Source organism: Caminicella sporogenes DSM 14501 (assembly GCF_900142285.1).
Taxonomy (GTDB): domain Bacteria; phylum Bacillota; class Clostridia; order Peptostreptococcales; family Caminicellaceae; genus Caminicella; species Caminicella sporogenes.
In genome coordinates, this window is the sequence record NZ_FRAJ01000008.1 from 73,805 (window position 1) to 86,028 (window position 12,224).

Below are 12,224 nucleotides of genomic sequence, written 5' to 3' on the forward strand. Positions count from 1 at the left end.
CAAATTCTAAATTACATACAGTAAAAAGTCAACAATTAAATTATAAAGTTATTTCTTTTCAAAAAATAAAATTCATGACTTGTTATAACTTTAACTCAATTTAATATTTTTTTAACAAACTTAACATTTATATATATTTAATAAAATAATATAAATGTTATGCTCTATCTTCTTCAAAACAAATTCTTACACTGAGAACATAAAATATTATAGTATATGTAATTATTACTAAAAATGAAAAACCTTCTATTTTATAACCATATGTTATAGCTCTAAGTAGTCTTGTAGAATGTGTAAGAGGCAATAATTCAATAAAACTTCTAAGCAGATAAGGCATACGTCCCAATGAAAAAAAAGTACCACATAAAAAAGCCATAGGAGTAATTACAAAACTTGTAAATCTATTCATATCATAATGAGTATCTATAATCATTGCAGCAAGAAAACCTAAACAAGCAAACATCAAACTATTTATAAAACAAGTTAAAATAAACAGAAAGTTTATATTTATAAAAATTCCAAATAAAGCTACTGTTGCAATTATTAAAAAAGCAGAATACATTCCTCTAAAAGCTCCTGCTAAAACATGTCCTAAAGTAAGCATATACATTCTAGTTGGAGATATAAGATACATCTCAAAGCTTTTTTCATGTAGCCTTGAAACACTTATACGCATGGATATAGCACTATAACTTGCTCTCATAGTAGTAAGAGCTATTATACCCGGTAATATGTAAAATAAGTACGACTTGCCTTCAACAGTTACACTGCTTCCTACTCCAAATCCAAAAGTTACAAGATATAATAAAGGTGTAACAATCAGAGCACTTGTTATCTTCCAAAACCTTCTTTTGAAAAATATCCACTCTCTCCAAAGTATAGTCATAATTTCCATCTAATTCACCTTCTTGTTTGCAAAACTATAAAAAACATCTTCAAGAGTTGTATCCCTGATTGTATATTTACCATTTATCATATCAGAATACTTTTTAGCCTCACTCAATGTATTAAAATAGTGGTACTTAGTTTTTTGATTGTCATCAAAATATTCAACTGTAAATCTTCCCAATTCATCTATCAAATTCCTTGGAGTATCATCATAAAATATTTTGCCTTTATCCATCAATGCAACTCTATCGCATAGATATTCAGCTTCTTCAATATAGTGAGTAGTCAAAATTATAGTTTTACCGTTATTTTTCATAGCCTTTAAAAAATCCCATATCTCCTTCCTAGAATTTAAATCTATTCCAACTGTAGGCTCATCTAAAAAAATGTAATCTGGATCATGTAAAAGTGCTCTAGCAATCATAAGTTTTCTCTTCATTCCACCTGAAAGTCTTTTACAAATTCTATCTTGTACCTTTTCAAGATTTAAAAATCTAAGGAGCTCTATTATACGCTTTTTCATAACTTTTTTGTCAAGTTTGTAAAGCATACCTGAAAAATACATATTTTCGAAAACTGATATTTCTTTGTCCAAATTAATATGCTGGGATACTACTCCAATCCTCCTTTTTACATTATAATTATCCCTTGATAGCTTTTCATTATCTATTCTAATTTCACCTTTATCAGCATCTAATAAACCTATAATTAATCTTATCAAAGTAGTTTTCCCAGCTCCATTTGGTCCAAGAAGTCCAAAAAAAGTTCCTTTAGGTATTTGTATGCTGATGTCATTTACAGCCATTACTTTGCCATAACTCTTATATAGCGACTTAATGTCAATCATATTTTTTCACCTTTTGTATCCACCTTATTTAATATATCTATTACTTCATTTACAGTAACATATTCTTTTGGTTTAAATTTGCCATCTTTAAGCTCAAATATCCCATTATCCACTAAAATTTGAACTATTCTCTTATTTTCTACTTCATCTATATCTTTTATATTTATATTTTTATCTTTACTTTTAAAATCGCCTATTAAATACACAGTCTTTGCAAATTCATCTCTTGTAACCCTTTTCTCTGGATAAAAGTATTCCTCTCCATTTTCCTTATACCCATCAATATACCCAGATAAAACTGCTGTTTCTATATAATCAAATCTTGGATGGTTAGGTGGTACATCTTTAAAAAAGCCATAAGTATGAGTTTCATGTTTCTTTCTATAATATGATGATGTTGGAACAAATATTGTCTTATGAGTCTTTTTAACATATATTTCTGCTATTTCTTCCCTAGTTATTTCTTTATCTGAATTATATACACTCAAATCGTCAAATATTTCTGGATAAAACATTCTGCAAAGTTCTTTAACACCTTTTATATATCTAAAAGTCGGACTAGAAATAATTTTTTGATTTATTTCAAAAATCCTCTTATTTTTGACTGCATTTATCGCTTTAAAGCCGGGTCTTATAGATATAGAATGATAATTTCCTCCTGCACCCATTACTCCTCTTTGAGAAACGTATACATCTATTTCTTTTGCCTTTTCAAGTATTCTCTCTATACCATACGCAGCTATTGAGCTTCCTTCTTGAATTGGTTTTGCATCAGAAGCTACATTTATACCTCCTGCCATTTCTATAGCTACAGCCGGCATAGAATCTGTAGTAACTGTTTTATATCCTCTATCAGATGACTCAAAATACACTCCGACTTTATTTTCTATCTTCGAAGTCTTTTCTCTTATCGCTTCAAGTTCTTCATGGAATTTCTTTAACAACTTTTCAGCTGTATTTTTTTTGCCTGTAAGTATTCCAAGCTTAATTATATAATCATCAAAATCCTCAAATTTTTCAGGATATAAAGATACAACTGTTATACCAGCTCTTTTTAAAGTCTTTACAAAGTTCGGGCTCTTTCTTTCTATAAAAGGTCTTATAAGAACTAAATCCGGTTTAGCAGATATAACTTTTTCAGGGTCTGACCTGTAATCGTAAACTTTTCTACTAAGAGCTTGTACTGGATAAATATCTGCTCTTCCTACTCCTATAATCTCTTTATCAAGTCCTAAAGAAAAAAGATTTTCAGTATGAGCTGAATAAAGAGATATTATTCTCTTAGCTGGTTTTTCCATCTTTATCCTATACCCTGAATCATCTACAATATCGATAGCATATTTTTTATTATCAAAAATACTTACATTATCAAATGCTTTTTCTATATACGTTCTTCCTAAAAACAAAGTTATTATTAATACAAGTGAAATCTGAATTATAGTTTTAATTTTGACATTTTTCATATGATACACCTCATGCAAATTATATTTAAAACAAAATATTACACAACAAGCATAGCCACTAAATTTAGCAGCTATGCTCTTTTTAAACTAAACAGTTATAATTTAATTTTTATTCTTCATGAGCTTCTTCTTGTCCTTTTATTGCCTCATGAGCATGTTTTAAATAAATATCTTGAATACCTTTATTTTCTCCTAAACCATGTAAATACACTTCTACTTCATAACCTGCTTTCTTTAAAACAGTTTTCCAAGAATCATCTTCATCTCCTGCCATGTCATTTGTAGCATGGTCACCTGCAACAAGCATAAATGGCATTAATGTTACTTTTTTAATATTATTTTCTTTAAGTCTGTTCATAACTTGCTCTAATCCAGGATAACCTTCAACTGTTCCAACAAACACATTTTTATGTCCTAAATCATGTAAAACATACTCTAGCTCAGAATATGTAGCATTAGCAAAATGATGTGTTCCATGTCCCATAAATACTACAGCTTCATCATCTTTTAGTTCAGGCAACTGAGCCTTTAAAGCCTTCACTACTTCTAAATAATCTTCTGTTGTAGTAAGTAATGGTTTTCCAACTTTAAGTTTATCAAAATCTCCTTCATAAGCTGCTACTTGAGCTAACAATTCATCATATTCTGCACCATTCATTATATGTAAAGGCTGTATTATAACTTCTGAATATTTTTGTGATTTTAAGTAATCCAGAGCTTCTTTTACATTGTATACATCTATTTTGTCTCTTTCTTTTAATATATTTATTATTGTCTGTGCTGTAAAAGCTCTAACTATGTCATAATCTGGAAACTCTTCAGCAAATCTCTTTTCTGTAGCTTCTATAGTAAGTTTTCTAGTATCTGCATAGCTTGTACCAAAACTTACTACAAGTATAGCCTTCTTATTTGGGTCTTTGCTAACTTCTTGCGGCTTTTGTGAACAGCCAGTAGTAGCTCCTAAAGCTAAAATAAAAACCATCATTAACACTAACATTTTTTTCATAAATACATCCCCTTTCTAAATTAAGTTATTAAAAAACCTTTCCCTTCAATCAATTCAACATCAACAGCAAAAACTTTTTTTATTAAATCTTGATCTAAAACCTTTTTTGAATCTCCATATCTTACCACTTTGCCATTTGAAATAACACATACCTTATCACTAAACTTATAGACTAAATTCAAATCATGCATGATTGATAAAACAGTAATATTTTTTTCTCTAATTACCTGTTTTAATAATTTTAAAGATTTTACTTTGTATGCAATATCCATAGCAGAAAAAGCCTCATCTAATAACAATATCTCCGGAGATTGCGACAAGGCTCTTGCAAGCATTACTCTTTGGTATTCTCCTCCACTAATTTCTGTTACTAATGAATTCATGAATTTATAAGTATCTGTTTTTTTCATAAAACTTACTACTATGTCTATATCTTCATCAGTTGGTTCATTTAATCTTTCTCTATATGGATTTCTTCCCATCATAACTATATCAAAACATGTAAATGGAAAGCTTATATTTGTCCTCTGCCTGACTACTGCAATTTTTTTTGAAAGTTCTTTTATAGTATAACTAGATAAATCTCTCTGCCTGTAAAAAATTTTTCCCTTTTTAGGCTTTAATTCGCCCGTCAAAATATTTAACAGTGTAGTCTTTCCACACCCATTTGGACCAATAATAGAAATAAACTTACCTTTATCTTCTCTATCAATTTTAAAACTTAAATTTTCAAATATATTAAATTTGCCATATCCAAAAGTAATATTTTGTATATCAAACATAACTACCTTGTCCTTATCTGCGTTTTTTAAAGAAGATATATATAAAAAATGGTCCTCCAAATAAAGTTGTTATAACTCCTACAGGTATTTCTACATTAAGTAGAAGCCTTGAAAGATTATCTGCTAATACAAGTAAAAGTGCCCCACATATTGCCGAAAGAGGAATAAGTATTTTATTTTTTGTAGATACTGCAAATCTCAATATATGGGGTACTATTAAACCAACAAAACCTATTATCCCACTTACTGATACACACACAGCAGTTATAAGTGATGCTAATACAAGATATACTTTAGTAATCTTTCCCGGATCAACCCCTAATGACCTTGCTTCCTTTTCTCCAAGAGTCATAATATCCAAATCATCAGCAAAATATTTACAGAGTATAATACCTATTAATATTATCGGAAAACTAATCATCACCTGTGTCCAAGTTTTTGATGATAAACTGCCCATTAGCCAATATACTATCGCTGCTACTTCTTCTCCTGATAAACTTTTTAAAAAGCTAATACCAGCTGAAAGAATTGAGCTAACTATTATACCTGCAAGTATAAGATTTGATGAAGATATGTACCCATCTTTCAATGATATTTTTAGTACAACTAGCAGTGTGCAAATTGCTCCAATAAAAGCACTCGGCATTATAGGAATCATTTTGTTAACTACAAAAAGATTTAGAAAAATTGCCAATACAGCTCCAAATGCAGCACCTGTCGATACCCCTATAGTATATGGGTCAGCTAATGGATTTCTAAGTATTGATTGAAATACAGTCCCTGATACAGCAAGTCCAGCTCCAACTAATGCTCCAATTAAAACTCTCGGCACTCTTATATCCCATACTATAACTACTACATATTCCTCAAAATTATCTAATAATTTAGAATTAATTAATTTTCCAGTTATAATTTTTGCAACAGTAGAAAAGCTTAAATCAGCTCTTCCAAATGATATACTAAAAAGCATTATTAATATTAAAGCTAATAATAATATCAACGTTAAAAAAAAATTTCTTCTTTGATTTCTTTTTATAGATTGTTTTATATTTATATGTTCATCAACCATTATTAACTCACCAAATCATCGCTTATAAAATTTAAAAGTAAAATAAAAAACCTTGCGGAGAATCGCAAGGTAATTTAACAATACTAACCGAACATAAGAAAAATAACTTATGTCCTATAACAATTTAAATCAACCCTTGCTTCCCTCCGAAGCGGTTGTCTATTTTTTAAGGCAGGTTTCCTGGCTCTGGCTTCTTCCTACTCTCTGACCTTCCCATCTGATACTCAATATTAAACAATACTCATCAACAGATAGTGGCTTTCAACAGATTTCGTCTGCCATCACAGTAGCGGGGGCTGCAGAGGATTTTCACCTCTTTCCCTTTTAACTTCTAAATTAGAAGCACCTTAAAAAATATATTAAGTTTTCATATATTTATTATTATAAAGAATTTTTACAATGTTTGTCAATATATATCGAATAATAGATTAATTTAATAATCTTTACATCTTAAATATTAAACAATGAAAAAGGATATTCCTTATAAGGAAGTTTTGATTCAAATCTGCATAAATTTTTATTCTTTGGATGATTAAATGTTATACTACTTGCCCATAGAGCAATTTGTGTCCATTTTCTCATCTTTACAAAAGTTTTATTGTATTTATTATCTCCCCATAACGGCAATCCATTGTAAGAAAACTGAACTCTTATTTGATGATGTCTACCCGTTTTTAAAAAAATTTTTACAAGGCTAAGTATTCCGTATTCCTTTGTATCAACACTGTCTATTAACTCATATTCAAGTATAGCTTCCTTAGCTTTTTTTGTATCCTTTGTAACTACTTTAGACATATTAACAGTCCTAAGTTTTAATAGATAATTCCTTAATTCAGCCTTCTCCTTCTCAGGCTTTCCACAAACTACAGCATAATATTCCTTTTTAAATCTCTTTGTCCTTATCTCCTCAGACAACCATGCATTAGCTTCTCTTGTCTTTGCAAATACCATTAATCCTCCTACAGGCCTATCCAGTCTATGTACAAGTCCTATATAAGGATTTTTTGCAGCAGGATAATTTTTCTTTAAATATTCCTTGAGTAATGAAAGCATATCAATATCTCCAGTCTTATCACTTTGCGTTGGCATTTTCGGTGGTTTTTCAGCTACTATAATATGTTTATCTTCATGTATTATCTTTATATCTTTATCTTTTAATATTTCTAAAATAGTTCCTTTCATATTCTCTACTCTCCTAACTATCAATTGTAAGTTCTATATTGTAAATTTTAGGGTCAATTACTCAATATCTTAAAATAATCCATAATTCTCAACTTGCTAAATAATTATGAGCTTGTTGACAAATTTATATTTTCAATCTTTTAGTCTTATTTTGTCTACAATCTGAATTATTGATTTCTTTATAATATAATTAGATTATACAACATTTTTATATAAAAAATAACAAAAAGTAGAGAACTCTTTTTTTGAGCTCTCTACTTTTCTATATAAATCTATTATTTAGTTATTAATTTAAGCTCTACAGGTATAAAATCTGCTACCTTTTCACCTTTAATAATTTTTACAGCATTTTCAACTCCCAAACTACCAATTAAACTTGGCTGTTGAGCTACAGTTGCTGCCATTTTTCCTTCTTTTACAGCTTTAACAGCATCATCTGTTGCATCAAAACCTACTACAATTATATTTCTTCCACTTGCTTCTATAGCTTTTAATGCCCCAAGTGCCATTTCATCATTATGTGCAAATACTGCATCTATTTCAGGCTGTGCTTGTAATATATTTTCCATTACATTTAATCCCTTTGTTCTATCAAAATCAGCTACTTGTCTTGCAACAACTTCTATATCAGACTTACTTATTGCATCATTAAATCCTTTTCCCCTATCCCTTGCTGCTGAAGTACCTGCTATTCCTTCAAGTTCAACAACTTTACCTTTTCCTCCTAATTTTTCTACTATAAATTCTCCAGCCATGGTTCCACCAGCTACATTATCAGAAGCTACATGAGTTACTACTTCTCCACTATTTGCTCCTCTATCAAGTGTAATAACCGGTACATTCTTTTCATTTGCTCTCTTTATAGCATTTCCAACTGCATCTGAATCTGTTGGATTAATAAGAATTACTGAAACACCTTGAGTTAATAAGTCTTCAACATTTGCCAATTCCTTTGCTGGGTCATTTTGTGAATCCAAAACAATAAGTTCTACTCCTAATTCCTTAGCTTTTGCTTCTGCTCCTTCTTTTAGTGTTACAAAGAATGGATTATTTAGCGTTGAAACAACAAGACCTATCTTCTCTTTTCCATCTTCTGCAGGTTTAGCACCACATCCTGCTAAAGTTCCTAAAGTTAGCAGTAAACACAATAATAATGCTATACTTTTTTTCATCTCTAAACTCCTCCTTTATATTTTTTTATTTTTGTTTTCTATCTAATAACACCGCAACTAATATCACTAGTCCCTTCGCTAAAAATTGATAATATGAAGAGACATCCATGAGATTTAGTGCGTTGTTTAAGATACCTATTATCAATGCACCTATAATAGTTCCAAGTATTGAACCAACTCCACCTGCAAGACTAGTTCCTCCAAGTACAACTGCTGCAATAGCATCTAATTCATATCCTGTTCCAGCAGTAGGCTGAGCTGATGAAAGTCTTGCAGTAATTATAATCCCTGCTAAAGCTGATAAAAGTCCACTAATTCCATATACATATAATTTTATGTTATCAGTACTTATTCCAGATAATTTTGTAGCCTCCTCATTTCCACCTAATGCATAAATATATCTTCCAAGTCTTGTATATTTAAGAATATAATATCCAAGCGCAAATACCAAAATCATTATGTAAATAGGAATAGGTATTTGTAAAAAATATCCACTACCAAGTTTTGAAAAGATTTCTGCATTTTTTTCATAACCTATGCTAATTGGTTTTCCATTAGTAAAAACAAGTGTAGCTCCTCTTGCAAAAGTCATTATTGCAAGTGTAGCAATAAAAGGTTGTACTTTTCCCTTACTAATTATCACTCCATTTAAAATTCCAATAACTGCTCCAATAACTAATGTTATAATAACTGCAAGAAATGGATTTAATCCAGCTGATACCATACTTGCTGCATATGCCCCAGTTAAAGCTAATATCGAACCTACTGAAAGGTCAATACCCCCAGTTAAAATTACGAAAGTCATCCCTGCCGCAATAATCGAATTTATTGATGTCTGTCTTAATATATTCAAAATATTGCCTACTGTTAAAAACCTAGGATTTAAAATCGATATTATAATTGAAAACAGTACAAGCCCTATAATAGATTTATATTTCATAACTTTAGATAAATTCATATTCATCAGCTCTAAGCCTCCTTAATCCCTACTGCCAATTTCATTATTTTTTCTTGTGTTGCATCTTTTATATTTAATATTCCTGACAACCTTCCTTCATGCATTATTAAAATTCTATCACTCATACCCAATATTTCAGGAATTTCTGAAGAAATCATTATAATACTCATGCCCTGCTTTTTAAATTCATTCATCAAATCATAAATTTCCTTTTTAGCTCCAACATCTACTCCTCGTGTTGGTTCATCTAATATTAAAACTCTCGGCTTAGTCATCAAACTTTTAGAAATGCTGACTTTTTGTTGATTTCCACCGCTTAAATTTTTAACTGTTTGGTTTATAGAAGGTGTCTTAATTGATATTTTCTCAACATATTCTTTAGAACTTTTTATCTCTTTAGATTTATTGATATATCCAAACAAACCTGTAAATTTATTTAAAGCCGATAAACTCATATTCTCTTTAACTGTCATGCCAAGTACCAATCCATCACCTTTTCTATCCTCTGAAACATAAGCAATACCATATTTAATTGCATCTGATGGCGATTTTATATTTAATTTTTTTCCATCAAGTAAAATTTCACCTTCTCTTGCTTTTATAGCTCCATAAATAGTCCTAGCAAGTTCTGTCCTTCCAGAACCCATAAGACCAGCTACTCCAAGTATTTCCCCTTCATAAAGGTCAAAAGATATATCACTAATCAATTCATTCGATAAATTCTTTACCTCTAATACTTTTTTTCCTAAATTTATTTCTATTCGTGGATATTGTTCAGTAAGTTTTCTTCCTACCATCATTTCTATTAAATCATCTTCATTTATTTCCTCTATACTTTTTTCTCCTATGAACTTGCCATCTCTTAATACAGTAACATAATCACATATTTCAAATATCTCCTTCATTCTATGTGAAATATATACTATACTCTTTCCTTCAGTCTTTAATGTATTAATAACCTTAAAAAGATTTACAGTTTCTTTATCTGTTAAAGCATCAGTAGGTTCATCCATTATTATAATCTCTGCATCAAGAGATAAAGCTTTTGCTATTTCAACCATTTGCTGCTTTCCAATACTTAGCTCTGAAATCTTTTTTTGTGGATTTTCTTTAACCCCCAAAAACTCTAAAAGCTCCACAGCCCTTTTATAAAGCTGTTTTTTATCTATTTTCCTTAAAATATTTATCGGCTCTCTACCTAAAAATATATTTTCAGCTATTGTAAGCTCTGGAATAAGATTTAGCTCTTGATGTATTATAGCTATCCCACTATTTTGAGCTTCCCTTGGACTGTTAAAATTTACTTCTCTTCCTTTAAAATAAATTTTCCCAGATGTCTTTTGATAAACTCCAGACAAAATTTTCATTAAAGTAGATTTCCCTGCTCCATTCTCTCCAAGAAGTGCCATAACTTTACCTTTAGGTACTCTAAAATTAACCTTATCTAGAGCCAAAACACCCGGAAATGATTTTGTAATTTCCTTCATTTCTAAAATATAATTCACTTTTTCTCACTCCTAAAAAATAACTCCAGACTCTAATATAACATTTGCATAAGGAGAACATTCTCCCGTTCTAACTACAGCCTTTGCACTCTCTGTAATTTTTTTAAACTGTTCATGAGACACATACTTAATTTCAATATTACTAAACTTTTTTAAAAGTTCATTATGTATATCTGGATTTTTTTCCTTTATTTCTTCGGCAACTATTACGGATTCAACTTTTAATTCTTTTAAAACTGCATCTAATGTTTCAATAAAACTCGGTATTCCCTTTATTAAAGAAATATCTATTCTCTTAACATCTTTAGGAATAGGAAGTCCAGCATCTGCAATTACTAGCTTATCAGTATGCCCCATTTTGCTAATTTCTGTTATAATTTCAGAATTTAATAAAATTCCCTTCTTCATTATTTCACTCCCTTAAAATTTTTAACTTCTTCTAATGTAGGCAAAGAACTTTGTGCCCCTTTTCTCGTTACAGTTATAGCTGCAACCTTTGTTGCAAACTCTATTGCTTCACAAATATCTTTATCTTTTGATAACTTTACCGTCAATCCTGCAATAAAACTATCGCCTGCAGCAGTTGTATCAACTGCTGTAACTTTATAGGCATTAAATTTTATATGTTTTTCATTACTAAAATAAACTGCTCCTTCTCTGCCTAATGTTACTATAATCTCCTTTACACCCTTATCCATCAAAAAATTAGAACCTTTAATTATGTCCTCAAAGGAATTTATTTTGACATCTGAAAGCACTTCTATTTCTGTTTCATTTAACACTAACAAATCAATATTCTCTAAAAGATTATCACTAAGTTTACAAGCTGGAGCTGGATTTAATATAGTATACTTATTCATATCCTTTGCCTTCTTAAAAATGTACTCAATTGTTTCCAAAGGAATTTCCAACTGCGAAACTAAGATATCACAATCTCTTATAACACTATCCTTTATGTCTTCAGGCATCAAATCAAAATTTGCACCCGGAATAACTACAATAGAATTATCACCATCTTCATTTACCATTATCATTGCAATGCCTGTTGACTGATTTTTTTGAACATATACATTTGAAATATCTACATTATTTAACTGCAAATTATTTTTCAATATCTCTCCAAAACTGTCATCTCCAACTTTACCAAGCATTTTTACATTGCCTTTTAGTCTGCCTATTGCAGCAGCCTGATTTGCTCCTTTTCCTCCGGGTATTTTTTCAAAGCCTCTGCCTAAAACAGTTTCTCCTACTCTCGGAGTAACTCTTACATTAGTAACTAAATCCATATTAAGACTACCAACAACTAAAATCTTTTTCACAATCAACACCTCTAATCACGTTTTTACAATAAG

12 protein-coding genes and 1 riboswitch are annotated in these 12,224 nt (G+C 30.2%); all 12 genes read right to left on the bottom strand.

Translation table 11 applies throughout. The features are described from left to right. Nucleotides 1-157: 157 nt before the first annotated feature. On the bottom strand, nt 158-895 hold the full coding sequence (locus tag BUA90_RS05775) for an ABC transporter permease (protein WP_072966551.1): 738 nt from the start codon (nt 893-895) through the stop codon (nt 158-160). Further along, nucleotides 896-1,735 (bottom strand): ABC transporter ATP-binding protein, encoded by an 840-nt coding sequence (locus BUA90_RS05780; RefSeq protein WP_072966553.1) that lies wholly within the window; start codon nt 1,733-1,735, stop codon nt 896-898. Beyond that, the gene (locus BUA90_RS05785; RefSeq protein WP_072966555.1) at nt 1,732-3,198 is read right to left on the bottom strand and encodes an ABC transporter substrate-binding protein; all 1,467 of its coding nucleotides are present in this window, start codon (nt 3,196-3,198) and stop codon (nt 1,732-1,734) included. Before BUA90_RS05785 ends, BUA90_RS05780 begins: the two co-directional genes overlap by 4 nt. A gap of 109 nt (nt 3,199-3,307) precedes the next feature. After that, nucleotides 3,308-4,204: a sirohydrochlorin cobaltochelatase gene (locus BUA90_RS05790; RefSeq protein ID WP_072966557.1), complete on the bottom strand. Its 897-nt coding sequence runs from the start codon at nt 4,202-4,204 to the stop codon at nt 3,308-3,310. A 20-nt stretch (nt 4,205-4,224) separates the two neighbouring features. Next, entirely contained in the window at nt 4,225-4,986 is a 762-nt protein-coding gene (locus tag BUA90_RS05795) for an ABC transporter ATP-binding protein (protein WP_072966642.1), read from the bottom strand. A gap of 13 nt (nt 4,987-4,999) precedes the next feature. Then, nucleotides 5,000-6,055, bottom strand: a complete 1,056-nt coding sequence (locus BUA90_RS05800) for a FecCD family ABC transporter permease (RefSeq protein ID WP_072966559.1) — start codon at nt 6,053-6,055, stop codon at nt 5,000-5,002. 153 nt (nt 6,056-6,208) lie between these two features. Then, nucleotides 6,209-6,420: riboswitch (cobalamin riboswitch) on the bottom strand. Between the two features lie 85 nt (nt 6,421-6,505). Beyond that, nucleotides 6,506-7,237: an RluA family pseudouridine synthase gene (locus BUA90_RS05805; RefSeq protein WP_072966561.1), complete on the bottom strand. Its 732-nt coding sequence runs from the start codon at nt 7,235-7,237 to the stop codon at nt 6,506-6,508. Between the two features lie 275 nt (nt 7,238-7,512). Then, on the bottom strand, nt 7,513-8,409 hold the full coding sequence (rbsB, locus tag BUA90_RS05810; RefSeq protein WP_072966563.1) for a ribose ABC transporter substrate-binding protein RbsB: 897 nt from the start codon (nt 8,407-8,409) through the stop codon (nt 7,513-7,515). 25 nt (nt 8,410-8,434) lie between these two features. Further along, complete coding sequence (gene rbsC, locus BUA90_RS05815) at nt 8,435-9,373, bottom strand: ribose ABC transporter permease (protein ID WP_072966565.1); 939 nt, start codon at nt 9,371-9,373, stop codon at nt 8,435-8,437. Between the two features lie 5 nt (nt 9,374-9,378). Then, complete coding sequence (rbsA, locus tag BUA90_RS05820) at nt 9,379-10,872, bottom strand: ribose ABC transporter ATP-binding protein RbsA (RefSeq protein ID WP_330390678.1); 1,494 nt, start codon at nt 10,870-10,872, stop codon at nt 9,379-9,381. Between the two features lie 12 nt (nt 10,873-10,884). Beyond that, entirely contained in the window at nt 10,885-11,280 is a 396-nt protein-coding gene (gene rbsD, locus BUA90_RS05825) for a D-ribose pyranase (protein ID WP_072966567.1), read from the bottom strand. Next, a complete protein-coding gene (gene rbsK / locus BUA90_RS05830) occupies nt 11,280-12,191 on the bottom strand; it encodes a ribokinase (RefSeq protein WP_072966569.1) in 912 nt (303 codons plus the stop codon). The genes rbsD and rbsK overlap by 1 nt, the downstream gene beginning before the upstream one ends. Nucleotides 12,192-12,224: the final 33 nt, after the last annotated feature.

Excerpts from the sequence above, each read along its gene's own strand:
- BUA90_RS05775 (WP_072966551.1), bottom strand. The coding sequence starts at position 895 with ATGGAAATTATGACTATACTTTGGAGAGAGTGGATATTTTTCAAAAGA.
- BUA90_RS05780 (WP_072966553.1), bottom strand. The coding sequence starts at position 1,735 with ATGATTGACATTAAGTCGCTATATAAGAGTTATGGCAAAGTAATGGCT.
- BUA90_RS05785 (WP_072966555.1), bottom strand. The coding sequence starts at position 3,198 with ATGAAAAATGTCAAAATTAAAACTATAATTCAGATTTCACTTGTATTA.
- BUA90_RS05790 (WP_072966557.1), bottom strand. The coding sequence starts at position 4,204 with ATGAAAAAAATGTTAGTGTTAATGATGGTTTTTATTTTAGCTTTAGGA.
- BUA90_RS05795 (WP_072966642.1), bottom strand. The coding sequence starts at position 4,986 with ATGTTTGATATACAAAATATTACTTTTGGATATGGCAAATTTAATATA.
- BUA90_RS05800 (WP_072966559.1), bottom strand. The coding sequence starts at position 6,055 with ATGGTTGATGAACATATAAATATAAAACAATCTATAAAAAGAAATCAA.
- BUA90_RS05805 (WP_072966561.1), bottom strand. The coding sequence starts at position 7,237 with ATGAAAGGAACTATTTTAGAAATATTAAAAGATAAAGATATAAAGATA.
- rbsB (WP_072966563.1), bottom strand. The coding sequence starts at position 8,409 with ATGAAAAAAAGTATAGCATTATTATTGTGTTTACTGCTAACTTTAGGA.
- rbsC (WP_072966565.1), bottom strand. The coding sequence starts at position 9,373 with ATGAATATGAATTTATCTAAAGTTATGAAATATAAATCTATTATAGGG.
- rbsD (WP_072966567.1), bottom strand. The coding sequence starts at position 11,280 with ATGAAGAAGGGAATTTTATTAAATTCTGAAATTATAACAGAAATTAGC.